We start from the raw sequence: 23666 nt of genomic DNA, 5'->3' as shown, positions 1-23666 counted from the left end.
CCGCCGAACCCAGCCGCAGAGGAGCGCGGAATGCCGAACCAGGGCCGTATCGAGAGCCGTATCGCCGAACTGGGCCATGCCCTGCCGGACGCCCCCGCCCCGGCGGCGAACTACGTCCCCTTCGTCGTGACGGGTTCGACCGTCTGGGTGTCGGGCCAGATCTCGGCCGGACCGGGCGGCCCGATCCGGGGCCGGCTCGGCGACGGCATGGACATCGCCGCGGGGGCCGAGGCGGCCCGCTCCTGCGCGCTCTCGCTGCTCGCCCAGGTCCGCGCGGCCTGCGGCGGCGATCTCGACCGGCTGCGCCGGGTGGTCAAGCTGACGGCCTTCGTCAACTCGACCGCCGACTTCACCGACCAGCCCAAGGTGGTGAACGGCGCCTCCGACCTGCTGGTCGAGGTGCTGGGCGAGGCGGGCCGCCATGCCCGCTCAGCCGTCTCGGCCGCCTCCCTCCCCCTCGGCGTCGCGGTCGAGATCGAAGGCGTGTTCGAGATCGACTGATGCTGCCCGCCGGCTTCTTCGCGCGCCCCTTCGCCCACCGGGCCCTGCACGGGGCGGCGGGGGTCGAGAATTCGCGCGGCGCGATCCGCGCCGCCGTCCGCGAAGGCTGGGGGATCGAGATCGACGTCCAGCCCAGCGCCGACGGCATCGCCATCGTCTTCCACGACGAGGATCTGGCCCGGCTGACCGGGGCCGAGGGACCGATCCGCGGGCGGGATGCGGCCGAGATCGCGGGGCTCGCCCTGGCCGACGGATCCGCGCCGCCGACCCTGGCCGAGGCGCTGGAGCTGATCGCCGGCCGGGTTCCGCTGCTGGTCGAGATCAAGGACCAGGACGGCGCGATGGGCGCCGGGGTCGGCGCGCTGGAAGAGGCCGTCGCCCGCGACCTGTCCCGCTACGACGGCCCGGTCGCGGTGATGTCGTTCAATCCCCATTCGGTCGCCGCGATGGCGGATCTCGCCCCCGCCCTGCCCCGCGGACTGACGACCTCCGCCTACGATCCCGCGCACTGGCCCGGGCTGGACGGGCCGACCTGCGACCGCCTCCGCGGGATTCCCGATTACGCCCGGACCGGCGCGCGCTTCATTAGCCACGAGGCCGCCGATCTGGATCGCCCCCGCGTGGCGGAGCTGAAGGCGCAGGGCGCCGCCATCCAGTGCTGGACGATCCGCTCGCCAGAGGCGGAGGCGGCTGCCCGGCGCATCGCCGACAGCGTTACCTTCGAGGGGTATACTCCGCAGTCGCGCACATAGCCTGCCGCGACAGGCACAGAACGTCTTCTTTACGCACAGCCCGCCGCCCGGGCATGACTTCCGCCAGATCGTAACCCGGAGTCACCCATGTCCACTCTCTCGCGCTACCAGCCGCAGGCGCTCGGCGTCTTCCGCATCGTCGTCGCCCTGCTCTTCATCCAGCACGGCACGCAGAAGCTCTTCGGCTTCCCCGCCTCGCCCTTCGAGACGCTGCCCCCGATCATGCTGATCGGCGCCTGGCTGGAACTGATCGGCGGCCTCGCGATCCTCGTCGGCCTGTTCACCCGCCCGGTCGCCTTCGTCATGTCCGGCATGATGGCGGTCGCCTACTTCATGTTCCACGCCCCGTCCGGCTTCTTCCCCGCGCTGAACGGCGGCGACGCGGCGATCCTGTTCTGCTTCGCCTTCCTCTACCTCGTCTTCGCCGGCCCCGGCGCCTTCGCGGTGAAGTCCGAGCCGCAGCCGGCCTACGCGTAAGGCCCGCTCACGACCCCGCGCGGGCGCTTGACGGCGCATCGCGCGGGGCCATTTCCGGCCGCATGGCAGACACCCCCCCCGACATGTCCGGCGACACCCCGATCGAGATCACGGCCCATGCCTCGATCGAGGCGGTCGGGCAGCCGACCTGGGATGCCTGCGCCTGCCCCGAATCCTCGGATGGCGGGCCGCCGGTCGATCCCTTCACCACCTATCGCTTCCTCCACGCGCTCGAAGTCTCGCGCTCGGTCGGGCCCCGCACGGGGTGGGAGCCGCGCTACCTCGCCGCCGCGAGGGGCGGCGAGACCATCGCCGTCGCGCCGCTCTACGCCAAGGGGCACAGCCAGGGCGAATACATCTTCGACCACAACTGGGCCCATGCCTGGGAAAGCGCCGGCGGCGACTACTATCCCAAGCTGCAGATCGCCGTCCCCTTCACCCCCGCCACCGGCCGGCGGTTCCTCACGCGGCCCGGACACGAGGCGACGGGGATCGCGGCGCTGACGCAGGGCGCGATCCAGCTCTGCGCGCAGAACGATCTCTCGGGCGTCCACGTCACCTTCTGCACCGAGGCCGAGGCGCTGGCTGGGCGCGAGATGGGCCTGCTGCACCGCACCACCCAGCAATTCCATTGGGAGAACCGTGACTATCCCGATTTCGACGCCTTCCTCGCCGACCTCAACTCCCGCAAGCGCAAGACCGTGCGGCGCGAGCGGCGCGACGCGATGGCCTTCGGCGGCGAGGTCCAGATGCTGACGGGCGACGATCTGCGCCCCGAGCACTGGGATGCGTTCTGGCGCTTCTACCAGGACACGGGCGCCCGCAAATGGGGCTCGCCCTACCTCACCCGGCCGTTCTTCGATCTCGTGCAGGAGAGCATGCGGGACGACGTGCTGCTCGTGCTGGCGCTGCGTGACGGGCATCCGGTCGCCGGGGCGCTGAACTTCATCGGGCGCGAGACGCTGTTCGGCCGCTACTGGGGCGCGACCGAGCATCACCCGTTCCTGCATTTCGAGCTGTGCTACTACCGCGCCATCGACTTCGCGATCGAGCGGGGCCTGCGGGTCGAAGCCGGCGCCCAGGGCGAGCACAAGCTCGCTCGCGGCTACATGCCCCACACGACCCATTCGCTGCACTGGCTGGCCGATGCCGGCTTCCGCGAGGCCGTGTCCCGCTACCTCGAGCAGGAGCGCGACGCGGTCGCGCAGGAGATGGGGTTCCTCGCCAGTTTCGGCCCCTTCCGGCAGATGCAGGTGGAGGAACAGGAATGACGGACGCCCTGACCGACAAGGCCCGTGCCGAGGCACTGGTGGAGCTGACCGGCTGGTCGCTCGTCCCCGGGCGCGAGGCGATCACCCGGACCTACGCCTTCGCCAGCTTCGCCGACGCGATCGGCTTCATGGTCCGGGCGGCGATCCATGCCGACCGGATCGACCACCATCCCGAATGGACCAACGTCTACCGCAAGGTTCACGTCACTTTGACGTCCCACGACATCGGTGGACTTTCGCAGCGCGACGTGGAACTTGCCCGCATCCTCGACAAACTGACCTGAAGACACCGCGGACCGATGCTCGACCAGCTATTGACCACCCCGATCATGAACGGCCGCTCGCTCGGCGACCTGCTGACCCTCGACTACCTCGTCGGCCTGTTCGGGAACGTGCTGACGGCGATCCTGATCCTGATCGCCGGCTTCTTCATCGCCGGCTGGCTCAAGCGCCGGATCGAGGCCCTCTCGGCGCGGCACACGAGGCTCGACGACACGCTGTTCGACTTCCTCGGCAACATCGTCCGCTACGTCGTCATCGGCTTCGCCTTCCTCTTCGTGCTGAACACGTTCGGGGTGCAGACCACCTCGGTCGTCGCCGTCATCGGTGCCGCCGGTCTGGCCGTCGGCCTCGCTCTGCAGGGCACGCTGTCGAACGTCGCGGCGGGCGTGATGATCGTCTTCTTCCGGCCGTTCAAGCTGGGCGATTTCGTCGACATCAACGGCAAGATGGGCACGGTGAAATCGATCAACCTGAACTACACCGAGCTCGCCTCGATCGGGAACACGCAGGTCATCGTCCCCAACAGCCAGGTCTGGGGCAACGTGATCGAGAACTACTCGCATTACCCGCTGCGCCGGGCCGAATGGACCTTCGGCGTGGCCTACGGGGCGAACCTGAAGGTGGCGGAGGAGACGATCCTGTCGACCATCATGGGCGACGAGCGCTCTCTCTCCGATCCCGAGCCGTTCATCCAGGTCAACAACCTCGGCGACAGCTCGGTCGATTTCCTCGTCCGCGTCTGGGTCCCGGCGAGCGAGTTCTTCAAGTACCAGGCCGATATGAAGCGCCGGGTGAAGGAGGCGCTGGACGCCGCCGGGGTCGAGATCCCCTTCCCCTACCGCACCGTCGTGGTGCAGCGGGACGGGGACGCGGCGGCCGCCGGGGCCGCCGCCGACTGACCGCTCAGAGGTCCACTTCCCCCTCGATCAGCACCCGCACGGCCCCGCCGACCCGCACCCGTCCGTTCCGGGCGGACAGGTGCACCCGGCCGGCCCGGCCGACGCTGGCGCCCTGCGCCATGACGAGAGGCGCGTCGAGACGCCCCTGCCCCGCCAGCAGACAGCCGAGCGCGGCGTTCAGCGATCCCGTCACGGGATCCTCGACCGGTGGCGGGCGCTGGTCGATCATCCGCACCCGGAAATCGGCGGTCCCCGCGGCCTCGGCCCCCCACAGGCCCAGTCCCATGCCGCGCGGCATCCGCAGGTCCTCGATCCGGACCGCCGCGACATCGGCCCCGCTCTCCATCTCGACCGCCGTCCAGTCCGGGCCGTTGTTCAGCCGGTGCGCCGCGCGCACCCGCCCCGGATCGAGGCCCAGCTCGCGGGCCAGCGCCGGCGCATCCACGGCCTCGATCCGCGTGGGCGGGGCGACGAAGGTCGGCACGTCGCCCGTCAGGTCGATCTCCACCAGCCCCACCGCGCAGCTCTGGATCAGCCGCCCCGGGACCTTAGGCACGTGGCCCGCCGCCAGCCACGCCATCGCGGAGCCGAGCGTCGGATGCCCGGCAAAGGGCAGCTCCACCGCGGGGGTGAAGATCCGGACGGCGTAGTCCGCCTCCCCTTCCCCGTCGACGAGGAACGCCGTCTCGGCCAGTTGCGTCCAGTCGGCGAAGGCCTGCATCCCGGGCGTGGACAGCCCCTCCGCCCCCACCACCACGGCGAGGCCGTTGCCGTAGCCCTCGGCGGTGCCGAAGACGTCCAGCTGGAAGAAGCGCCGCCTCATTCCCGCCGCGACCGGACCTGCTCCAGCAGCGTCTCTCCGGCCGAGGTCTCGCACAGGCCCGGGCTCTCCTCGGGGTTCAGGATCGTCACGACCCCGTCCTCGACCAGCATAGAATACCGCTTCGAGCGGCCGAACAGGCCGGCCGCCTCGGCGGTGAACTCCATCCCCATCGCCCGGGTGAATTCGCCCGAGGCGTCGCCGGCCATCACGATGCCCGCCCCGGCCGCGCCGGTCTCGCGCCCCCAGGCCTCCATGACGAAGCTGTCGTTGACCGACACGCAGACGATCCGGTCGATGCCCGCTTCGGCGAAGGCGTCCTTCGTCCGCACGAAGCTCGGCACGTGGGCGGTCGAGCAGGTGCCCGTGAAGGCGCCCGGCAGGCCGAAGACGACGACCCGCCCGGTCCCGGCGAGATCGTGCATCCGCACCTCTTCCGGACGGCCCTCGGCATTGCTCACCAGCACCGTCGCGTCCGGCATCCTGTCCCCTCTCGAAACGCCCATCCGCCATGCTCCTTCGCGTGTTGTGTCCTGCGCCGCAGACTATACTGTCCGCGCCGTCCGGAAAGCGAGGGATCCATCATGCGTGTCGTCGTCGTCGGGGCCGGCCAGGCCGGCGCCTCCCTCGTCGCCAGGCTCCGCAGCGAGGGGCACGAGGGCGAGATCGTCCTGATCGGGGACGAGCCCGTCCCCCCCTACCAGCGCCCGCCCCTGTCCAAGGCCTATCTCCTCGGCGAGATGGAGGAGGCCCGCCTCTACCTCCGCCCCGAGAGCTGGTATGCCGAGAACGGGATCGAGCTGCGGCGCGGCGCCCGGGTGAACGGCATCGACCGCGACGGCCGGACGGTGCATTGCGCGGAGGCCGAGCCGATCCGCTACGACGCGCTCGCCCTTTGCACCGGCAGCACGCCCCGGACGCTGCCCGCCGCGATCGGGGGCGACCTGACCGGCGTCCTCACCATGCGGACCCTCGCCGACGCCGACGCGCTCCGCCCCCTCATGGCCGCGGGGCGGCGCCTTCTCGTGATCGGCGGCGGCTATATCGGGCTCGAGGCGGCGGCCGTCGCCGCGAAGTCGGGCCTGCAGGTCACGCTGGTCGAGGCGGCGGAGCGGATCCTGCAGCGCGTCGCCGCCCCCGTCACCTCCGACCGGTTCCGCGCCCTGCACGCCGCCCACGGCGTCGACCTGCGCGAGGGAACCGGGCTGGAGCGGCTGATCGGCGACCAGGGCGGCCGCCTGACCGGCGCCCGCCTCACCGACGGGACCGAGCTCGAGCTCGACCTCGCCATCGTCGGCGTCGGCATCGCGCCGAACGACGGCCTCGCCGAGGCGGCGGGCCTCGATCTGGAGAACGGGATCCGCTGCGACGCGCGCTGCCGCACCTCCGATCCCGCGATCTGGGCCGCCGGCGACTGCGCCTCCCATCCCTACGAGGGGCGGCGCATCCGGCTGGAAAGCGTGGGCGGCGCCATCGACATGGCCGAATGCGCCGCGCGCAACATCCTCGGGCAGGAGGTCGACTACGTCCCCCGGCCCTGGTTCTGGTCCGACCAGTACGACATGCACCTGCAGATCGCCGGGCTGAACCAGGGCTGGACCGACGTCCATGTCCGCCCCGGCGCGGACGGGGCCGCCTCGCACTGGTACTACGCGGGCGTGAGGCTGCTGGCCGTGGACGCGATGAACGACGCCCGCGCCTACATGGTGGGCAAGCGCCTGATCGAGGCCGGAAAATCGCCGTCGCCCTCGGCCGCGACCGACCCCGCGACCGATCTCAAGACCCTGCTGAAGGCGTGAGCGGGCCTCGCATCCCGGCCGGGATCGCGCGGGGCCGCGCCGCGGGACCTTTCCGATGCGGGTGATCGGCGGCCGCCATCGCGGCCTTGCGCTCGCCTCGGTGGGCAAGGGCGACCCGGGCGCGCATCTGCGGCCGACGACCGACCGGGTGCGGGAATCGCTCTTCAACGTGCTCGCCGGGGGCCGGCACGGCGACCCGCTGACCGGTGCCCGCGTGCTCGACCTCTTCGCCGGGACCGGCGCGCTGGGGCTCGAGGCGCTGTCGCGCGGGGCCGTCTTCGCCACCTTCGTCGACGACGGCCGCCCGGCGGCCCGGCTGATCCGCGAGAACCTCGCCCGGGCCGGGCGCGGCGCCGACGCGGCGCTGATCACCCGCCCCGCGGCCCGGATCGGCCCCAATCCCGGGGCCCCGGCGGGCCTCGTCTTCCTCGATCCGCCCTATGGCCGGGGCCTCGGCGCGCCGGCCCTCGCCGCCGCCCTGGCGGGCGGCTGGATCGCCCCCGGCGCGTTCGTTGTCTGGGAGGAGGCGGCCCCGCAGGACCCGCCGGGGGGCTTCACCCCTCTCGAGACACGGCGCTGGGGCGACACCCACGCCACCTTCCTGCAGGCGGAGGGCTGAGCGCCGGGGGCGCCGGTGCCCTCCCCGGCGGGGATGCCGCCCGCAGGGGGCACCGAAGGCCCGGCGGGGCGGGGCAGGACCGCCCCCGCAGCCGGGTCAGTCCTGGGTGGGGTGGAACCGGCCGCCGGGCGAGGTGGTGAAGATCTCGCAGCCCTGGGCGGTGATGCCGATGGAATGCTCGAACTGGGCCGAGAGCGAGCGGTCGCGGGTCACCGCCGTCCAGTCGTCGCCCAGCACCTTGGTGTCGGCGCGGCCGAGGTTCACCATCGGCTCGATGGTGAAGAACATCCCCTCCTCCAGCACCGGACCGGTGCCCGGGCGCCCGTAATGCAGCACGTTGGGCGGCGCGTGGAAGACCTGGCCCAGCCCGTGCCCGCAGAAGTCGCGCACCACGCTCATCCGCTGCGCCTCGACATGGGACTGGATCGCCGCGCCGATATCGCCGAACGTGTTGCCCGGCCGCGCCGCCTCGATCCCCGCCATCAGCGCGTCGTGGGTCACCTGGATCAGCTGCGCCGCGCGCGGGGTCGGGGTGCCCGCGACATACATCCGGCTGCTGTCGCCGAACCAGCCGTCGACGATCACCGTGACGTCGATGTTCACGATGTCCCCCTCCAGCAGCCGGTCGTCCGGCCGCCGTTTGTCGAGGTTCTTCGACACGGTCTCGGTCCGGCCGAGCGGGATCGGATCGCCGGGGATGCCGTGGCAGACCACATGGTTCACGCTGATGCAGGAGGCGTGGCGATAGCCCTTGTAGCCGATCGTGGCCGAGGTCGCGCCCGCCTCCTCGATCATTCGGGTGATCGCGGCATCGATGGCGCCGGTCGTCTGGCCCGGCACGACGAGGTCGGCCACGTCGTCGAGGATCTGCGCGGCGAGCCGCCCGGCCCGGTGCATTCCGGCGAAATCGCCGGGCGCGTAGAGCCGGATGCCGTCGCGGGTCACGCTGTGCCGGGTGTCGTCCATGCCGGGGCCTCCTGCCCCGCCGCGGGGCCGTCGCGTCTGTGATGTGCTGCGCATCTAGGCCCTGCCGCCCGCGATTGCAAAGGCCGCCACCGCGCGCCCTCTCCGCCCGGCCCCCGGCCCCCCGCTTCGCAGGCTCGCCACTACCGTCCGCCCCGGCCGGGCAGGCTGCGGCCGGGCCGGCCGCGCCCGGCCGCCGCGCGGGTCAGCCCGCATTCACCTGCGCGCCCTCTCTACCCGGCCCCCCGCTTCGCAGGGTCGCCAATACCGTCCGCCCCGGCCGGGCAGGCTGCGGCCGGGCCGGCCGCGCCCTGGCTTGGAAATCGCCCGGCCGCGGCCTACCGTGCCGCGCGAAACGCCAGCTACGGGGACGTCCGGAATGCCCAATCCCACCGCCGCCATGATCGTGATCGGGGACGAGATCCTCGCCGGGCGGACGCGCGATTCCAACCTGCATCAGCTGGCCGGGCGGCTGGCCGAGACGGGGATCGACCTCGTCGAGGCGCGGGTGATCGCCGACAGCCCCGGCGCCATCGTCGCCGCGGTGCAGGAGCTGTCCGGCCGGCACGATCATGTCTTCACCTCGGGCGGGATCGGCCCGACCCATGACGACATCACCGCCGATTGCGTGGCGCGGGCCTTGGGCGCGGCCATCGACGTGCGCGACGACGCGCGGGCCATCCTCCAGGCGCATTACGACGCCACGGGCAAGGAACTGACCGAAGCGCGCCTGCGCATGGCCCGGATTCCCGAGGGGGCGGAGCTGATCGGGAACCCCGTCAGCGCGGCCCCCGGCTTCACGCTGCGCAACGTCCACGTCATGGCCGGCGTGCCCCGGATCTTCGAGGCGATGCTGGCGGGCCTGCTTCCCGCGCTGCCGGGCGGCCGGCCCCGCATATCCGACACCTTGCGCGTCGAGCGGCCGGAGAGCGAGCTCGCCGGCCCGCTGCGCCGCCTCGCCGGCGAGATGCCGGACCTCACCTTCGGCTCCTACCCGTTCGAGGAGGGCAGCCGCTACGGCGCGAACATCGTCGTGCGCGGGGCCGACGCGGCGACGGTCGCCGCGGGGATGGAGCGTCTGCGCGCGCTCTTCGAGGACGACTTCGCCGGATGAGGCCTCCGCCCGGGACCGCCCGATGATCCCGCCCGCCCGGCTGCGCGCGGCCGCCGCCTCGACCTGGCCGCCCCGGCGGATCCTGCCCCTCGGCCCCGTGACGCTGCGCGACGGCGGGGGCGGCGGCAGCCGGGTCGGCGCGGCGACGGTCGACGGGACCTGGACCGGGGCCGATCTGGACGCGGCCGCGGCCGCCATGCGTGATCTCGGCCAGCCCCCCCTCTTCATGGTCCGGGCGGGGGAGGGGGCGCTGGATTGCGCCCTCGCCGCTCGCGGCTATGCGGTGAGGGACCCGGTCGTCGTCCGCGCCGCGCCGCCCGGTCCCGTCGCCGCCCGCGACCTGCCGCCGGGTTCGGTGATCGAGTGCGACCGCCCCGTCGCCGCGCAGGTCGAGATCTGGGCCGCCGGCGGGATCGGCGCCGCGCGCCGCGCCGTGATGGACCGCGCGCCCGCGCCGAAGACCGCCCTGCTCGGCCGGGTCGGGGACCTGCCCGCCGGGGCGGCGCATCTGGCGCTGTCGGACGGGATCGCGGTGCTGCATGCGCTCGAGGTGGCCGGGGGGGCGCGGCGGCGCGGGCTCGCGCGGGCCATGATGACCGGCGCGGCCCGCTGGGCGCAGCGCCACGGGGCCGAGGCGCTCGCCATCCTCGTCACCCGCGCCAACGACCCCGCCAATGCGCTCTATGACGGGCTCGGGATGGGGATCGTCGACGCCTATCATTACCGCGTCGCCGGCCCCGCCGCGTGAGGGGGCGGGCCGCCCTCCTCGTGCTGCTCTGGCCGCTGGCCGGGGCGGCGCAGGATCCGGCGGCGATGCCGGCGCTCGACCTGCCGGCGAATGCCCGGCTCGCGCTGGAGGAGAGCCTGCCCGGGCCGCTGCGTCTGGCGACCGGCCCCTGGGACGGCACGATCCCCCGCGCGGAAGTGGCGGGTCCGGTCGACCGGCAGGTCTGGCAGATCGCCGCGACCGGGCTCACGACGGCCCAGATCGCGGACCGGATCGCCAGGGCGGCCGAGGCGGCGGGCTTCGCGCCGCTCTTCGCCTGCGGAGCGACGGCCTGCGGCGGCTTCGATTTCCGCTTCGCCCTCGACACCGCCGCGCCCCCGGCGCTGCATGTCGACCTGGGCGACTACCGCTATCTCGCCGCCCGGCGCGTGGACGGCGCCGCGATCGAGGCGGTGGTGTCGCGGACGGCGCGCACGGGCTTCGTCCAGCTGTCCCTCGCCGGGGGGGCCGAGGCGGCGGACGCGGCGCCCCCGATCGGCGGGGCGCCCGGGCCCGTGCCGGGCGGCGCGCCGGCCGGCGGGCTCGGCGCCGCGCTCGTCGCCGAGGGGCACGTCGTGCTGACGGGTCTGGACTTCGCCACCGGCCAGGCGGCCCTCGCCGAGGGGCCGGTCCCCGCGCTGGCCGACCTGGCGGACTGGCTCGCCGCCCATCCCGACGCGCGCATCGCGCTGGTCGGACATACCGATGCCGACGGCCCGCTCGAGCTGAACATCGCCCTGTCGCACCGCCGGGCCGAGGCGGTGCGCGACCGGCTGGTCGGGGTCCACGGGGCCGAGGCCGCGCGGATCGAGACCGGGGGGATGGGCTGGCTCGCGCCCCGCGCCTCCAATCTCGACCCGGGCGGGCGCGAGGCGAACCGGCGGGTCGAGGCGATCCTCCTGGCGCCCTGACCGCGTAGCCCTCCGGACGGCGCAGGTGACCGGGGGCGCCGTGGGATCGGGCCGGTCTGTCCCGCTGATCCTCCCGGCCGGCACCTGACGGCCCCTGCGGGGGGGCGCCCCCTCCTCCCGGCGGAGCGGTGAGATCGTGCCCCGTCCGCAGATGCCTCGCGAGAGTATCGCCCTATCGCCGCATGACCCTGCGTGAGTCGAGGGCCGCCCGTGGTCGCGCGTCAGGAACCCGGCGGCTCGCCGCGCATCCCCCCCTGCCCGTTCCGGCGGGGCGCCGCCGTCCCGGGCGGGGGCCTTTGCATCCCCGACCGCGCCGGCCCAGATCGGGCCTGTCACCAAGGGCCGGACCCTTCCGGCGGAAAGGACACGACATGACCACGCGCACCACCCGCACCGCTCTCGCCCTCACGCTCGCGGGCGCCATGGGCGCCGCCCCCCTCGCCGCGCTGGCGCAGGAGGCCGAGACCGCGCCGGGCGCGACCACGGCGCCGGCCCCGCTCACCGCGGCCGAGATCGACGACGCGACCCTCGCCGCCTTCGCCGATGCCGTCGTCGCGGTCGAGGAGATCCGCGCCTCGTGGGAGCCGCGCATCGCCGAGGCCGAGACCGCCGATCAGCAGGGTCTCGTCGAGCAGGCCGGCAACGAGATGATCGCCGCCATCGAGGACACCGAGGGTCTCACGCTCGAGGAATACGTGGCCGTGAACGAAGCCGCCGCGCAGGATCCCGAACTGGCAGAGCGCATCCTCGCCCTCCTGCCCGAGGACATGCGCATGGCGCCGTCCAACGGCTGATCCCGCACCGACCGCATGGCAGACGCCGGTCCCCGACAACCGGGGGCCGGCGTCGTCGTGTTCCATCGCAGCGGACCGGCGGACAAGAAGACGGCGCGGACATCCTCCCCCTTGGGGCAGGAGATCCGCGCCGCAGGTCGCGTCCCGGGCCGGGCCCGGGTCACGAGGGACAGAAGGGGAGCCGGGGGCCTACCAGCGATCGGGGCCCTTCTCGGCAAAGGCGTTGACGAGGAAGTCGATGAAGGCGCGCACCTTGGGCTGGGTGAAGCGCCCCGGCGGATAGACCGCGTAGATGCCCTGCTGCTCGGCCGGCAGGTCGGGGATCGCCTCCTCGACGAGGCCCTTCGCCATCGCGTCGGCATAGAGGAAGGACGGCAGGTAGGCGATGCCGAGCCCGCTGATGCAGGCATTGAGCAGCGACTGACCGTCATTGACCGTCAGCCATCCCGCGGTGCGGACCTGCCGCTTCTCGCCGCTCGGCGCCGTCAGCTTCCAGACCGCGCCGTTGGCCTGGTTGGAATAGTGCAGCAGCTTGTGCTCGTTGAGGTCGTCGATCCGCTGCGGCCGGCCATACTGCGCGAAATAGGCGGGGCTGGCGATCATCTTCTTGGTCGTGTCGGTCAGCTTACGAGCGCGCAGCGTGCTGTCCTCCAGCTCGCCGATGCGGATCGCCATGTCGAACCCTTCGGAGATCAGCTCCACGTAGCGGTTGTTCAGCACCATGTTGACGGTGATGTCCGGGAACTCGCCGAGGAAATCGCCGAGCACGGGGGACAGATGGTTGACCCCGAAATCCGTCGCGACCGAGATCCGCAGCAGCCCCGACGGCGCCGATTGCATCGAGGTCACCAGCGCGTCGGCCTCGCCCGCATCGTTCAGCACGCGCCGGGCCCGGTCGTAATAGGCGAGCCCGATCTCGGTCGGACTGACCCGCCGGGTCGTGCGGTTCAGCAGCCGCGCCCCCAGCCGCGCCTCGAGGCTGGAGACATGCTTGGACACGGCCGACTTGGAGATGCCCATCTTCTTGGCGGCGTCGGTGAAGCCGCCCTGATCGACGACCGTGGCGAAGGCTTCCATTTCCGTCAGGCGGTCCATTGTCGTCTTTCCTCGAACGTGCCTCGTCTGGGATCGAGGATTGCCCGCCAATTCGGGCACAAAGGCGACGGGGGCGGGACGCGGGCCTGACAATAGTCGGGTATGTCGGCGATAGGTGAAGACCCCGAAACGCGGCTCAGGCCGCCAGGGCCGCCCGCAGCTTCGCATGGATGGGCAGCGAGAGCAGCCGCGCGCGCAGCGCGGGCGCGATCCTCTCCGGGGCGGGCAGGCCGGCCATCTCGGCGATGGGGAGGCGCGGCCCGTCGAACGGCACGAAGCGGACCGCCTGCCCCGCCGCGACGGTTCCGCCCGCGAGCACCCGGAAGTAGGGCCCCGGCCGCCCCGCCCGGTGGAAGGCGCGGACGAAGCCGGGATCGTCCATCCGCGCGGCAAGCGTCGCGCACGGGATCCGCGGCGAGGTGACCTGCAGCCGCACAGGGCCGATCCAGAGCTCGTCACCCACCGCGAAATCGGCGGATTCGATGCCGCCCAGATGCAGATTCTCTCCGAAGGTGCCGGGGGCGATGTCCCGCCCCAGCCGCTCGGCCCAGAAGGCGGCGTCGGGGGCGCAATAGGCGTAGACCGCCTGTTCCGCCCCGCCGTGGTTCGCCCGGTCGACGATCGTGTCGCCCGCGACCCCCTCGGGCCCGATCCCGACCGGCCCCTCCACCGGCTGCTTGTCGATGCCGGTCAGGCCGGACTTCGCCGCCACCTCGCGGGCCTGCCCGGTGCAGATCGCGGCGAGGAAGGGCATCGTCATTCCGCGGCCGCGATCCGCGCGGCCAGCAGCGCGCCGATCCGCGTCGCCCCGGGGCGCGAGGGATGGACCAGGTCGGGATCGTAGAGCGACAGGTCCGCCGGATCGATCACCTCGGCCGTGTCGACGAAGATCACCGCGGGATCGGCGGCGGCCAGCGCCGCCTGCCTCTCGCCCAGCGCCTCCAGCGCCTCGGCGCAGGGCGCGAAGGGCCCGCCCGCGACGCTGACGGGATAGTAGCCGACCAGCGCCACGCGCCCGCCCTGCCCCGTCCGCGCCGCGATGAGGCGGGCCGTCTCGGCTTCGATCGCGTCGAGCGCCTCCGCCTCGCGCGGGGTGCCGCAATCGGGGCGCAGGTCGTTGCCGCCCCCCGTCAGGATCAGCCATTCATAGGGCGCGTCCACGTCCTGCCGCGCGACGTCCCGCGTGAGCCAGGCCCCGCTGACGGCCCGGTTCGAGACCGTGACGCCCGCCGCATCGGCCGCGACCCCGGGAATGTCGCCCCCCTCGGCCCGGTGCCAGGCGAGGATCGAATCGCCCATCGCCAGCCAGTCCGCCCCGGGATCGGCGGCCGGCACGCAGCCCGCGAGCAAGAGGAGGGCAAGGACGGGGCGGCGGAGATACATGGCGGCTTTCCCTCTGCGCGAACCGGGGGGAGCCTAGCGCGCCGGGCGCGGCACGACGAGGGGCGACGAGGGGCGGCGGCCGATCCGAAGACGGGACGGACAGCTTCCGGGCGGGCGGCAAGCGGCGTCCCCGCCTCCCCGCCGCCGGTCGGGCCGGCCCTGCGGAAGATCCGCGGGATCCCTGCGAAGGAGGCGGGGCCCCTGCACCCGTGAGGCCGGGACGGGCGCCCTAGAGGGAGGCGGCGAGCCGCGTGCCCTGGTCGATGGCCCGCTTCGCGTCGAGTTCCGCCGCGACATCGGCCCCGCCGATCACGTGGACGGGCACGCCCCGCCCCGCGAGCCGGTCGGCGAGGCCGCGCTCGGGCTCCTGCCCGGCGCAGAGGACGATCGTGTCGCAGGCGATCAGCTCAGGGGCGCCGTCGCGGGTCACATGCAGGCCCTCGGCGTCGATCCGGTCGTAGCCGACGCCGCCGACGAAGGTCACGGCCTTCATCTGCAGTCCCGCGCGGTGGATCCAGCCGGTCGTCTTGCCCAGGCCCTTGCCGTGCCGCGTCGTCTTGCGCTGCACGAGCGTCACCTGCCGGACGGGCGGGGCCGGACGCGGCCCCCCCGGGGCAAGGCCGCCGGGCGCCTCGGCCGGGTCGGTCACGCCCCATTCGCGCAGCCAGTCCGGCAGATCCTCGGTGGGGCTGTCGCCCCCCGTCACCAGGAACTCGGCCACGTCGAAGCCGATACCGCCCGCCCCGACCACCGCGACGCGGTCCCCCACCGGGGCGCCGCGCAGCACGTCGACGTAACTCAGCACGTTCGGCCCGTCCTGCCCGGGGATGCCGGGATCGCGGGGGGTGACGCCGGTGGCGACGATCACGGCGTCGACCCGCGCCAACTCGTCCTCGGACGGCTCGGCGCCCAACCGGACCTCGACGCCGCGCTCGGCCAGCATCGTGCCGAACCAGTCGACGAAGGGCACGAACTCCTCCTTGCCGGGAATGACCTTGGCGAGGTTGAGCTGGCCGCCGATCTCGCCGGCGCGGTCCCAGAGCGTCACGCGGTGCCCCCGCTCGGCCGCGGTCAGCGCGGCCGAGAGGCCCGCGGGGCCGGCCCCGACGACCGCGATGGCCTTGGGCGCGTCCGTGGGGGCGACCACCAGCTCGGTCTCGTGGCAGGCGCGGGGGTTGACGAGGCAGGTGCTGATCTTCCCCGAGAACGTGTGGTCGAGGCAGGCCTGGTTGCAGGCGATGCAGGGCGCGATGGTCCGCGCCCGGCCCGCCGCCGCCTTCGCCACGAAATCGGGATCGGCGAGGAAGGGCCGCGCCATCGAGACCATGTCGGCGCAGCCTTCCGCCAGCACCGCCTCGGCGACCTCGGGCGTATTGATCCGGTTCGAGGTGATGAGCGGAATCCCGACCTCGCCCATCAGCTTCTTCGTCACCCAGGCGAAGGCGCGGCGGGGGACGGAGGTGGCGATGGTCGGCACCCGCGCCTCGTGCCAGCCGATCCCGGTATTGAGGATCGACGCGCCGGCGGCCTCGATCGCCCTGGCGAGCCGCACGACCTCGTCCCAGCGCTGGCCGTCCGGCACCAGGTCGATGAGCGAGATCCGGTAGATCAGGATGAAGTCCGGCCCCACCGCCTCGCGCACGCGGCGCACCACCTCGACCGGCAGGCGCATGCGGTTGCCGTAATCGCCGCCCCAGCGATCGGTGCGCCTGTTGGTGTGCAGGGCGAGGAACTGGTTGAGGAAATAGCCCTCGGACCCCATCACCTCGACCCCGTCATAGCCCGCCTCGCGCGCGCGGACGGCGGCGGTGACCATGTCGGCGATCTGCGTCTCGATCCCCTCCTCGTCCAGCTCCCGGGGGGCGAAGGGCGAGATAGGCGATTTGAGCGGCGAGGCCGACACGCAATCGGGCGAATAGGCGTAGCGCCCGGCATGGAGGATCTGCATCGCGATCCGTCCCCCGGCCGCGTGGACGCGGTCCGTCACGATCCGGTGGTTCGCGATGTCCTGCCCCGTGAACAGTCCCGCCGCGCCGGGAAAGACGCCGCCCTCGCGGTTCGGGGCCATGCCGCCGGTGACCATGAGACCGACCCCGCCCCGGGCCCGCGCGGCATAGAACTCCGCCACCCTGTTCCAGTCCTTCGTCTCCTCCAGCCCGGTATGCATCGAGCCCATCAGCACCCGGTTGGGCAGCGTGACATGGCCGAGATCGAGCGGGGCGAGCAGGTGGGGATAATCGGTCATGGCGGCCTCCTCGCCGGGCAGAGTGCCGGGACCGGGACGGGGCGTCATCCGCAACGCCGCGTCACGGTCACCGACCGACCTTCGCCAGAAACCGCCGGCCTTCGCTAGAAGCCGTAGAGCAGTCGCACCCCCGTCCGACCCCGCCCGGCCTGCCGGATCGTCGACGAGGTGCCGCGTCCGAACTGCATCAGGATCTGGGTGTTGTCCTGCCCGCGCTGGACCAGCTCGGCCGAATGGTCCCGGCCCCGCTGCCGCAGGAGCGCGCGGTTCCCCGCCCCCCGCTGGTCGAGCGCGAGCGCGTTGCCCTCGCCGGACTGGTCCAGCTCCGCCCCCTCGCGCAGGTCGCGCAGCGCGAGGCCGAGCCGAAGGAAGGCCGCGGCCTCGGCCGAGGGGGTCCAGTCGAGGCGGATCGTCCCCTCCGCCGGGGCGGCGGCGGGCAGGGCGAGCGCCGCGAGAAGGGCGAGACGGCGGATCATGGCGGTTCTCCTTTTCCGGGGGGCGGCTCTCAGCGCGAGACGACGGGACAGGCGATGCGCGCGCCGTTCACCTGCAGGGTGAGGGCGGCCGTGGGCAGGCGCCGGCCGAGCGTGGCCCGGCCCAGTTCGAGCGATTGCCCGGCGCGGACGGCGAAGGGGCCGGATTGCGACAGGTCGACCCCCGCCCCGGCGAGGCGCAGGTCGTACTGGCCCGACATCGCCTCGGCGGCGGTGAGACTTGCGACATAGGCGCCGTTCCTCTCCTCGAGCCGGCAGGCGGGGCCCGCCGCATCGGCGAAAGGCAGCGGTGCGGCGGCCGTGCAGCCGCCGAGCGCGGCGAGAAGGGCGGTGAGGGGCGAAGGCAGTGTCATGGCGATCTCCGTTCGCGAGAAAGGGGAAACGGGCGGGGGCCGCGGGGCCCCCGCCGGCGGGGTCAGTCCTGGACGATGACCGCGACATTGCCGCGCCCGCCCTGGCGGACCGTGACGTTGTCGCGGTCGCCGGTCTGGATCACGCCCAGCGCGTTGCAGCGCCCCGCCTGCACGATGTCGGCCGACTGGCCCGCGCCGAACTGCCCCACGCCGAGGATGTTGCAGCGACCCTGCTGGTCGGTGGTGACAGTGTTACCGTGGCCCGTCTGGCCGATCACGGTCCGGTTGCGCCAGCCGTCCTGCGTGGCGAACAGCGTGTTGGCCCGGCCCTGCTGGGTGACGCTGAGGCGGTTGCGCCCGCCGGCCTGGCCGATCCCGACCTCGTTGCGGGCGCCCCACTGGTCGAGCGTGACGCGGTTGCCCCAGCCGTCGGCGGCAGCGGGCAGCGCGCCGGCGATCAGCGCGGCGGCCAGGAGGGGGCGGAGGATGGTGGTGAGGGTCATGTGCGGTCTCTCCCGTGGATCCCGGGCCTCCGGTGCGGGGCCCGTGGGAGGAGAGTGGGGGCGGGCCGGCGGGCCACGCCATATCGGCCCCCGGACAACCCATGACGCGGCGGCCGCTATCGGGTGTCAGACCCGCGATCGCCCTGTCCGCAAGGGGCCTGGCGGGCCGGGTCCACCGCGCACGGCTTCGTGACCGGGCGCGCTCAGGCGAATTGTTCGCGGATCAGCCGCTCCTCCAGCCCGTGACCGGGATCGAAGAGGATCCGGTGCGCGATCTCGGGCGCGCTCTCGATCTCGACCTTCGCGACCCGGTCGACCGAGCGCGAATCGGCGTCGGCCATGACCGGGCGCCGCTCGGGGTCGATCACCTCGAAGGTGACGCGCGCCCGTTTCGGCAGCAAGGCCCCGCGCCAGCGTCGGGGGCGGAACGGGGCGATGGCGGTCAGCGCCAGCACCCCCGCCCCGATCGGCAGGATCGGGCCGAAGGCGGAATAGTTGTAGGCGGTCGAGCCGGCGGGCGTCGCCAGCAGGGCGCCGTCGCAGACCAGCTCCTCCATCCGCAGCTTGCCGTCGACCACGATTCGCAGCTTGGCCGCCTGCGGGCCGGCGCGCAGCAGGCTGACCTCGTTGATCGCCAGTCCCTCGTACTCGATGCCCTGCACGTCGGTCGCCAGCATCCGCAGGGGATTGATGATCGCCTCCTCCGCCGCGTCCAGCCGGTCGGGCAAGTTCTCCTCGGCATAGCCGTTCATCAGGAAGCCGACCGTGCCCCGGTTCATGCCGTAGACCGGCAGGTCCAGCTCCTCGGTCGCATGCAGCGTGGTGAGCATGAAGCCGTCGCCGCCCAGCGCCACGACGACCTCGGCCTCGTCGATCGGCGTGTCGCCGTAGCGCGCGGCGAGCCGGTCGCGCGCCTCCTGCGCGAGGGGCGCCTCGCTGGCGAGGAAGGCGATGGCGGTGGTCATGGCGCGGTGTCCCTGCGGGGCCTCGGGCCCGGACCATCGCGGCGCGGCGGCGCAAGGGCAAGGGGGACGAGGGCGCGGACGGGACCGGCCTGGTCGCTTTGCGCCTTTTGGGACGGGCGCGGGCACGGTATGAGGCGCCCATCGAGCGGCGGGGGCGCCCGGACGGCGCCGCGAGCCGCATCCTGCCCGAGGAGAGCGCCCATGAACGCCCCGACGAAACCCGAGACGAACGGCTTCTTCACCGAGTCCCTCGCCACCCGCGACCCCGAGATCGCGCAGGCCATCGCCGACGAGCTCGGCCGTCAGCGCCACGAGATCGAGCTGATCGCCTCCGAGAACATCGTGAGCCGCGCGGTGATGGAGGCACAGGGCTCCGTCATGACGAACAAGTATGCCGAGGGCTATCCGGGCAAGCGCTATTACGGCGGCTGCGAGTTCGTCGACGTGGCCGAGACGCTGGCCATCGACCGGGCGAAGCAGCTCTTCGGCTGCGGCTTCGCCAACGTGCAGCCCAATTCCGGCTCCCAGGCGAACCAGGGGGTCTATACCGCCCTGCTCCAGCCCGGCGACACGATCCTCGGGATGAGCCTCGATGCCGGCGGCCACCTGACCCACGGGGCCAAGCCGAACCAGTCGGGCAAGTGGTTCAACGCGGTGCAGTACGGCGTGCGCAAGCAGGACAGCCTGCTCGACTACGACCAGGTGCAACAGCTCGCGACCGAGCACAGCCCGAAGATGATCATCGCCGGCGGCTCGGCCATTCCGCGGATCATCGACTTCGCCCGCATGCGCGAGATCGCGGATTCGGTCGGCGCCTACCTCCTCGTCGACATGGCCCACTTCGCTGGGCTGGTGGCGGCGGGGATCTACCCCTCCCCCTTCCCGCACGCGCATGTGGCGACGACGACGACGCACAAGACCCTGCGCGGCCCCCGCGGCGGGATGATCCTCACTGACGACGAGGCGATCGCCAAGAAGATCAACTCCGCCATCTTCCCCGGCATCCAGGGCGGGCCGCTGATGCATGTCATCGCCGGCAAGGCCGTCGCCTTCGGCGAGGCGCTGCGGCCCGAGTTCAGGGCCTACCAGGAACAGGTGGTGAAGAACGCCGTCGCGCTGGCGGACGAGCTGATGAAGGGCGGCCTCGACATCGTCACGGGCGGGACGGACAGCCACGTGATGCTGGTCGACCTGCGCCCCAAGGGGGTCAAGGGCAACGCGACGGAGGCGGCGCTCGGCCGCGCGCAGATCACCTGCAACAAGAACGGCATCCCCTTCGACCCCGAGAAGCCGACGGTGACGTCGGGCGTCCGCCTCGGCACCCCCGCCGGCACGACGCGCGGCTTCGGCGAGGCCGAGTTCCGGCAGGTCGCCCGCTGGATCGTGGAGGTCGTGGACGGCCTCGCGGCCAACGGCGAGGACGGCAATGCCGAGGTGGAGTCCAAGGTCGCCGCCGAGGTGCAGGCGCTGTGCGAGCGCTTCCCGATCTATCCGGGCCTCTGACCTAGAGGGGGAGCGCCTGCGCGGTCAGGAAGATTGCGAGGCAGAGGCCCCCGGCGAGGCCCAGGAATAGGTGCGGCAGGTAGGTCATGGGGGCGGTCCTTCGGTGGGCTGTCCCCGGTGATACGGAAGGGCGACGGGGTTCCGTCGCCCCTTTTCGTTCGTGGATCGGCCCGTGGTTAACGGGTCCGCAACCATGCGCCACCATCCTGCGGAGATGCCCCGCTATCTGCGCCCCCGGCTCACCGGCGTTCCGATCTTCTTCACCGTCGCGCTGGCCGAGCGCGGCGGCACCCTGCTGGTCGACGAGGTGGCGCGCCTGCGCGCGGCTGTCCGCGCGACGAAGGCCGAGCGGCCCTTCGCCATCGCCGCATGGGTCGTGCTGCCGGATCACCTGCATTGCATCTGGGAGCTGCCCGCGGGGGATCGCGACTACCCGACGCGGTGGCGGCTCATCAAGTCGCGCTTCTCGACGGGCCTGCCGAAGGGCCGGATCCGCCCGAGCCACGCCGCGCGAGGCGAGCGGGGGATCTGGCAGCGGCGCTATTGGGAGCATCACATCCGGGACGAGGCCGACCTGGCCGCGCATGTCCGGTATTGCGAGGGCAACCCGGTGAAGCACGGGTTGGTGGGTGTGCCCGAGGCGTGGCCGTATTCCTCCCTCCACCGTAGGGTGCGTGATCCTCACGCACCGATGGCGGGACGGCCGGAGGATGGTGCGTGACGGCGCGCGCGAAAGTGGGGGCGGCGGGTGATGGGCGATGGTGCGTGGCGAGCACGCACCCTACGACTCCATCCACCGTTGGGTGCGTGATCCTCACGTATCGATGGCGGGACGGCCCGGAGGATGGTGCGTGACGATGCGCGCGAAAGTCGTGGCGGCGGGGGATGGGCAATGGTGCGTGACGAGCACGCACCCTACGACTCCATCCACCGTTGGGTGCGTGATCCTCACGCATCGATGGCGGGACGGCCCGGAGGATGGTGCGTGACGATGCGCGCGAAAGTCGTGGCGGCGGGGGATGGGCAATGGTGCGTGACGAGCACGCACCCTACGACTCCCTCCCTCACCCGTAGGGTGCGTGATCTTCATGCACCGATGGCGGGACGGCCGGAGGATGGTGCGTGACGAGCACGCACCCTACGGCTCCCTCCCTCCACCGTAGGGTGCGTGATCTTCACGCACCGATGGCGGGACGGTCGGCAGGGAGTCTATGGGAGCACCGTTGAAGGAACGGCCCGCAATTCCCTACCCATCCATCTTCAGCGCCGAAATGAACGCCTCCTGCGGAATCTCCACCTTGCCGAACTGGCGCATCCGCTTCTTGCCCGCCTTCTGCTTCTCGAGCAGCTTCTTCTTCCGCGTGGCGTCGCCGCCGTAGCACTTGGCGGTGACGTCCTTGCGCATGGCGGAGAGGGTCTCGCGGGCGATGACCTTGCCGCCGATGGCGGCCTGGATCGGGATCTTGAACATGTGGCGGGGGATCAGGTCCTTGAGCTTCTCGACCATCGCCCTTCCCCGCATCTCGGCCCGGTCGCGGTGGACCATCATGGACAGCGCGTCGACGGGTTCGTCGTTCACCAGGATCGACATCTTCACCAGGTTGTCCTGCCGGTAGCCCGTCAGCTGGTAGTCGAAGCTGGCATAGCCCTTCGTCACCGATTTCAGCCGGTCGTAGAAGTCGAAGACCACCTCGTTCAGCGGCAGGTCGTAGACCGTCAGGGGCCGCGTGCCGGCATAGGTCAGCTCCTCCTGGATGCCGCGGCGGTCCTGGCAGAGCTTGAGCACGTCGCCGAGATATTCGTCCGGCACCATGATCGTGGCGCGGATCCGCGGCTCCTCGATATGGTCGATCAGCGTCGTGTCGGGCATGTCGGCGGGGTTGTGCAGCTCCTGCATGCTCCCGTCCTTCATGTGGATGCGGTAGACCACCGAGGGCGCCGTGGTGATCAGGTCGATGTCGTATTCCCGCTCCAGCCGGTCGCGCACCACTTCGAGGTGCAGCAGCCCGAGGAACCCGCAGCGGAAGCCGAAGCCGAGCGCGGCCGAGGTCTCCATCTCGTAGGTGAAGGAGGCGTCGTTGAGGGCCAGCTTCTCGATCGCGTCGCGCAGGTCCTCGAAGTCGTTCGCGTCCACGGGGAAGAGGCCGCAGAAGACCACCGGGATCGAGGGCTTGAAGCCCGGCAGCGGCGTCTCGGTCCCCTTCTTCTCGGTCGTGATCGTGTCGCCGACGCGGGTGTCGCGGACCTGCTTGATCGAGCCGGTCCAGATGCCGATCTCGCCCGGCCCGAGCTCGTCGATATCGACCATCTTGGGCTTGAGCACGGCGAGCTTGTCGACGCCGTAGACGGCGCCGGTCTTCATCATCTTGATGCGGTCGCCCTTGCGGATCCTCCCGTCCATGACGCGGATCAGGACGACGACGCCGAGATAGGGGTCGTACCAGCTGTCCACCAGCATCGCCTTCAGCGGCGCGTCGGGGTCGCCCTTGGGCGCGGGCAGGCGCTGGACGATCGCCTCCAGCACGTCGGGGATGCCGAGGCCGGTCTTGGCGGAGATCGGGATCGCCTGGCTCGCGTCGATGCCGATCACGTCCTCGATCTGCGCCTTGATCCGGTCGGGCTCGGCGGCGGGCAGGTCGATCTTGTTGAGGACGGGGACGATCTCGTGATCGGCGTCGATCGCCTGGTAGACGTTGGCCAGCGTCTGCGCCTCGACCCCTTGCGTCGCGTCCACCACGAGGAGCGAGCCCTCGACCGCCCGCATCGACCGCGACACCTCGTAGGCGAAGTCGACATGGCCGGGCGTGTCGATGAGGTTGAGGATGTAGGTCTGGCCGTCCTTGGCGGGGTATTCGATCCGCACCGAGTTGGCCTTGATCGTGATCCCCCGCTCGCGCTCGATATCCATCGCGTCGAGCAGCTGGTCCTTCATCTCGCGCTCCGCCACGGTGCCGGTGAGCTGGATCAGCCGGTCGGCCAGCGTGGATTTCCCGTGGTCGATATGCGCCACGATGGAGAAGTTGCGGATGCGGGAGAGGTCCATGGGGGGCCTGTCGTCAAAGGGGCGGGAGGTCGATAAGGGGATGTGGCGGAAGGGGGGCCGCTTGGCAAGGGTCCGCCGCGCCCCCCGGGCGGCCTTGTGACGGGGCGTTCGCTG

26 protein-coding genes are annotated in these 23666 nt (G+C 72.2%); 14 read left to right on the top strand and 12 right to left on the bottom strand.

Annotation, left to right across the window (positions count from 1 at the left end; genetic code table 11):
- Positions 1-30 precede the first annotated feature (30 nt).
- From BUE30_RS10695 to BUE30_RS10670, 6 genes are all read left to right on the top strand, one after another.
- Positions 31-501, top strand: a complete 471-nt coding sequence (locus BUE30_RS10695) for a RidA family protein (protein ID WP_073329873.1) — start codon at positions 31-33, stop codon at positions 499-501.
- Entirely contained in the window at positions 501-1253 is a 753-nt protein-coding gene (locus BUE30_RS10690; protein WP_073329870.1) for a glycerophosphodiester phosphodiesterase family protein, read from the top strand. Before BUE30_RS10695 ends, BUE30_RS10690 begins: the two co-directional genes overlap by 1 nt.
- Before the next feature lie 87 nt (positions 1254-1340).
- Entirely contained in the window at positions 1341-1730 is a 390-nt protein-coding gene (locus BUE30_RS10685) for a DoxX family protein (protein ID WP_073329867.1), read from the top strand.
- Positions 1731-1792: 62 nt separating this feature from the next.
- Positions 1793-3001 (top strand): GNAT family N-acetyltransferase, encoded by a 1209-nt coding sequence (locus BUE30_RS10680; protein WP_425303923.1) that lies wholly within the window; start codon positions 1793-1795, stop codon positions 2999-3001.
- Positions 2998-3285: a 4a-hydroxytetrahydrobiopterin dehydratase gene (locus BUE30_RS10675; RefSeq protein WP_073329861.1), complete on the top strand. Its 288-nt coding sequence runs from the start codon at positions 2998-3000 to the stop codon at positions 3283-3285. The genes BUE30_RS10680 and BUE30_RS10675 overlap by 4 nt, the downstream gene beginning before the upstream one ends.
- Before the next feature lie 15 nt (positions 3286-3300).
- Positions 3301-4182 carry a mechanosensitive ion channel family protein gene (locus BUE30_RS10670; protein WP_073329857.1) on the top strand — a complete coding sequence of 294 codons (882 nt, stop codon included), beginning with the start codon at positions 3301-3303 and terminating at the stop codon, positions 4180-4182.
- Between the two features lie 4 nt (positions 4183-4186).
- Here the strand turns inward: BUE30_RS10670 and BUE30_RS10665 are convergent, their stop codons facing one another.
- Together BUE30_RS10665 and BUE30_RS10660 are read right to left on the bottom strand one after the other, a co-directional pair.
- On the bottom strand, positions 4187-5005 hold the full coding sequence (locus BUE30_RS10665; RefSeq protein WP_073329853.1) for a PhzF family phenazine biosynthesis protein: 819 nt from the start codon (positions 5003-5005) through the stop codon (positions 4187-4189).
- Positions 5002-5508, bottom strand: a complete 507-nt coding sequence (locus BUE30_RS10660; RefSeq protein WP_073329850.1) for a peroxiredoxin — start codon at positions 5506-5508, stop codon at positions 5002-5004. The genes BUE30_RS10665 and BUE30_RS10660 overlap by 4 nt, the downstream gene beginning before the upstream one ends.
- Before the next feature lie 75 nt (positions 5509-5583).
- Between BUE30_RS10660 and BUE30_RS10655 the strand changes: the two genes are divergently transcribed.
- Positions 5584-6801 carry an NAD(P)/FAD-dependent oxidoreductase gene (locus tag BUE30_RS10655; RefSeq protein ID WP_139300547.1) on the top strand — a complete coding sequence of 406 codons (1218 nt, stop codon included), beginning with the start codon at positions 5584-5586 and terminating at the stop codon, positions 6799-6801.
- A 55-nt stretch (positions 6802-6856) separates the two neighbouring features.
- Complete coding sequence (locus BUE30_RS10650) at positions 6857-7420, top strand: RsmD family RNA methyltransferase (protein ID WP_073329843.1); 564 nt, start codon at positions 6857-6859, stop codon at positions 7418-7420.
- 96 nt (positions 7421-7516) lie between these two features.
- Here the strand turns inward: BUE30_RS10650 and map are convergent, their stop codons facing one another.
- Positions 7517-8386 (bottom strand): type I methionyl aminopeptidase, encoded by an 870-nt coding sequence (gene map, locus BUE30_RS10645; protein ID WP_073329840.1) that lies wholly within the window; start codon positions 8384-8386, stop codon positions 7517-7519.
- 376 nt (positions 8387-8762) lie between these two features.
- Here map and BUE30_RS10640 point away from each other — a divergent pair, with 376 nt between their 5' ends.
- The 4 genes from BUE30_RS10640 (at position 8763) to BUE30_RS10625 (ending at position 11968) form a co-directional block, all read left to right on the top strand.
- Positions 8763-9497, top strand: coding sequence for a competence/damage-inducible protein A (locus tag BUE30_RS10640; protein ID WP_073329837.1), 735 nt, complete (start codon positions 8763-8765; stop codon positions 9495-9497).
- Between the two features lie 22 nt (positions 9498-9519).
- Complete coding sequence (locus BUE30_RS10635; protein WP_073329833.1) at positions 9520-10245, top strand: GNAT family N-acetyltransferase; 726 nt, start codon at positions 9520-9522, stop codon at positions 10243-10245.
- Positions 10242-11174, top strand: coding sequence for an OmpA family protein (locus BUE30_RS18165; protein ID WP_139300529.1), 933 nt, complete (start codon positions 10242-10244; stop codon positions 11172-11174). Before BUE30_RS10635 ends, BUE30_RS18165 begins: the two co-directional genes overlap by 4 nt.
- Positions 11175-11545: 371 nt before the next feature.
- Entirely contained in the window at positions 11546-11968 is a 423-nt protein-coding gene (locus BUE30_RS10625) for a DUF4168 domain-containing protein (RefSeq protein ID WP_073329829.1), read from the top strand.
- Positions 11969-12157: 189 nt separating this feature from the next.
- Here the strand turns inward: BUE30_RS10625 and BUE30_RS10620 are convergent, their stop codons facing one another.
- From BUE30_RS10620 to BUE30_RS10585, 8 genes are all read right to left on the bottom strand, one after another.
- Positions 12158-13063: a LysR family transcriptional regulator gene (locus BUE30_RS10620; protein WP_073329826.1), complete on the bottom strand. Its 906-nt coding sequence runs from the start codon at positions 13061-13063 to the stop codon at positions 12158-12160.
- Positions 13064-13199: 136 nt separating this feature from the next.
- Positions 13200-13823: an MOSC domain-containing protein gene (locus tag BUE30_RS10615; protein ID WP_212590715.1), complete on the bottom strand. Its 624-nt coding sequence runs from the start codon at positions 13821-13823 to the stop codon at positions 13200-13202.
- A complete protein-coding gene (locus tag BUE30_RS10610) occupies positions 13820-14446 on the bottom strand; it encodes an SGNH/GDSL hydrolase family protein (protein ID WP_073329820.1) in 627 nt (208 codons plus the stop codon). Before BUE30_RS10610 ends, BUE30_RS10615 begins: the two co-directional genes overlap by 4 nt.
- Positions 14447-14675: 229 nt before the next feature.
- Positions 14676-16691 carry an NADPH-dependent 2,4-dienoyl-CoA reductase gene (locus BUE30_RS10605; RefSeq protein ID WP_073329817.1) on the bottom strand — a complete coding sequence of 672 codons (2016 nt, stop codon included), beginning with the start codon at positions 16689-16691 and terminating at the stop codon, positions 14676-14678.
- A 104-nt stretch (positions 16692-16795) separates the two neighbouring features.
- The gene (locus tag BUE30_RS17805) at positions 16796-17167 is read right to left on the bottom strand and encodes a hypothetical protein (protein ID WP_073329814.1); all 372 of its coding nucleotides are present in this window, start codon (positions 17165-17167) and stop codon (positions 16796-16798) included.
- 29 nt (positions 17168-17196) lie between these two features.
- Positions 17197-17538, bottom strand: a complete 342-nt coding sequence (gene csgH / locus BUE30_RS17800) for a curli-like amyloid fiber formation chaperone CsgH (protein WP_073329811.1) — start codon at positions 17536-17538, stop codon at positions 17197-17199.
- Positions 17539-17600: 62 nt separating this feature from the next.
- Complete coding sequence (locus tag BUE30_RS10590; protein ID WP_083601328.1) at positions 17601-18041, bottom strand: hypothetical protein; 441 nt, start codon at positions 18039-18041, stop codon at positions 17601-17603.
- A gap of 203 nt (positions 18042-18244) precedes the next feature.
- Entirely contained in the window at positions 18245-19006 is a 762-nt protein-coding gene (locus BUE30_RS10585) for an NAD kinase (protein ID WP_073329808.1), read from the bottom strand.
- Positions 19007-19207: 201 nt separating this feature from the next.
- On the opposite strand from BUE30_RS10585, the gene glyA reads away from it, so the two are divergent.
- Together glyA and BUE30_RS10575 are read left to right on the top strand one after the other, a co-directional pair.
- Positions 19208-20509: a serine hydroxymethyltransferase gene (glyA, locus tag BUE30_RS10580; RefSeq protein ID WP_073329805.1), complete on the top strand. Its 1302-nt coding sequence runs from the start codon at positions 19208-19210 to the stop codon at positions 20507-20509.
- Positions 20510-20723: 214 nt separating this feature from the next.
- A complete protein-coding gene (locus tag BUE30_RS10575; protein ID WP_073330330.1) occupies positions 20724-21230 on the top strand; it encodes an REP-associated tyrosine transposase in 507 nt (168 codons plus the stop codon).
- A 525-nt stretch (positions 21231-21755) separates the two neighbouring features.
- On the opposite strand, the gene lepA is transcribed toward BUE30_RS10575, so the two are convergent.
- A complete protein-coding gene (gene lepA, locus BUE30_RS10570; RefSeq protein WP_073329802.1) occupies positions 21756-23552 on the bottom strand; it encodes a translation elongation factor 4 in 1797 nt (598 codons plus the stop codon).
- Positions 23553-23666: the final 114 nt, after the last annotated feature.

Source organism: Wenxinia saemankumensis (assembly GCF_900141735.1).
Taxonomy (GTDB): Bacteria; Pseudomonadota; Alphaproteobacteria; order Rhodobacterales; family Rhodobacteraceae; genus Wenxinia; species Wenxinia saemankumensis.
Note: the sequence above shows the minus strand (reverse complement) of the source record. Positions and strands in the feature narration are given on the sequence as shown.

Bases quoted from the DNA above. Each gene is read 5' to 3' on its own strand.
- BUE30_RS10695 (WP_073329873.1), top strand. From the start codon at position 31: ATGCCGAACCAGGGCCGTATCGAGAGCCGTATCGCCGAACTGGGCCAT.
- BUE30_RS10690 (WP_073329870.1), top strand. From the start codon at position 501: ATGCTGCCCGCCGGCTTCTTCGCGCGCCCCTTCGCCCACCGGGCCCTG.
- BUE30_RS10685 (WP_073329867.1), top strand. From the start codon at position 1,341: ATGTCCACTCTCTCGCGCTACCAGCCGCAGGCGCTCGGCGTCTTCCGC.
- BUE30_RS10680 (WP_425303923.1), top strand. From the start codon at position 1,793: ATGGCAGACACCCCCCCCGACATGTCCGGCGACACCCCGATCGAGATC.
- BUE30_RS10675 (WP_073329861.1), top strand. From the start codon at position 2,998: ATGACGGACGCCCTGACCGACAAGGCCCGTGCCGAGGCACTGGTGGAG.
- BUE30_RS10670 (WP_073329857.1), top strand. From the start codon at position 3,301: ATGCTCGACCAGCTATTGACCACCCCGATCATGAACGGCCGCTCGCTC.
- BUE30_RS10665 (WP_073329853.1), bottom strand. From the start codon at position 5,005: ATGAGGCGGCGCTTCTTCCAGCTGGACGTCTTCGGCACCGCCGAGGGC.
- BUE30_RS10660 (WP_073329850.1), bottom strand. From the start codon at position 5,508: ATGGGCGTTTCGAGAGGGGACAGGATGCCGGACGCGACGGTGCTGGTG.
- BUE30_RS10650 (WP_073329843.1), top strand. From the start codon at position 6,857: ATGCGGGTGATCGGCGGCCGCCATCGCGGCCTTGCGCTCGCCTCGGTG.
- map (WP_073329840.1), bottom strand. From the start codon at position 8,386: ATGGACGACACCCGGCACAGCGTGACCCGCGACGGCATCCGGCTCTAC.
- BUE30_RS10640 (WP_073329837.1), top strand. From the start codon at position 8,763: ATGCCCAATCCCACCGCCGCCATGATCGTGATCGGGGACGAGATCCTC.
- BUE30_RS10635 (WP_073329833.1), top strand. From the start codon at position 9,520: ATGATCCCGCCCGCCCGGCTGCGCGCGGCCGCCGCCTCGACCTGGCCG.
- BUE30_RS10625 (WP_073329829.1), top strand. From the start codon at position 11,546: ATGACCACGCGCACCACCCGCACCGCTCTCGCCCTCACGCTCGCGGGC.
- BUE30_RS10620 (WP_073329826.1), bottom strand. From the start codon at position 13,063: ATGGACCGCCTGACGGAAATGGAAGCCTTCGCCACGGTCGTCGATCAG.
- BUE30_RS10615 (WP_212590715.1), bottom strand. From the start codon at position 13,823: ATGACGATGCCCTTCCTCGCCGCGATCTGCACCGGGCAGGCCCGCGAG.
- BUE30_RS10610 (WP_073329820.1), bottom strand. From the start codon at position 14,446: ATGTATCTCCGCCGCCCCGTCCTTGCCCTCCTCTTGCTCGCGGGCTGC.
- BUE30_RS10605 (WP_073329817.1), bottom strand. From the start codon at position 16,691: ATGACCGATTATCCCCACCTGCTCGCCCCGCTCGATCTCGGCCATGTC.
- BUE30_RS17805 (WP_073329814.1), bottom strand. From the start codon at position 17,167: ATGATCCGCCGTCTCGCCCTTCTCGCGGCGCTCGCCCTGCCCGCCGCC.
- csgH (WP_073329811.1), bottom strand. From the start codon at position 17,538: ATGACACTGCCTTCGCCCCTCACCGCCCTTCTCGCCGCGCTCGGCGGC.
- BUE30_RS10590 (WP_083601328.1), bottom strand. From the start codon at position 18,041: ATGACCCTCACCACCATCCTCCGCCCCCTCCTGGCCGCCGCGCTGATC.
- BUE30_RS10585 (WP_073329808.1), bottom strand. From the start codon at position 19,006: ATGACCACCGCCATCGCCTTCCTCGCCAGCGAGGCGCCCCTCGCGCAG.
- glyA (WP_073329805.1), top strand. From the start codon at position 19,208: ATGAACGCCCCGACGAAACCCGAGACGAACGGCTTCTTCACCGAGTCC.
- BUE30_RS10575 (WP_073330330.1), top strand. From the start codon at position 20,724: ATGCCCCGCTATCTGCGCCCCCGGCTCACCGGCGTTCCGATCTTCTTC.
- lepA (WP_073329802.1), bottom strand. From the start codon at position 23,552: ATGGACCTCTCCCGCATCCGCAACTTCTCCATCGTGGCGCATATCGAC.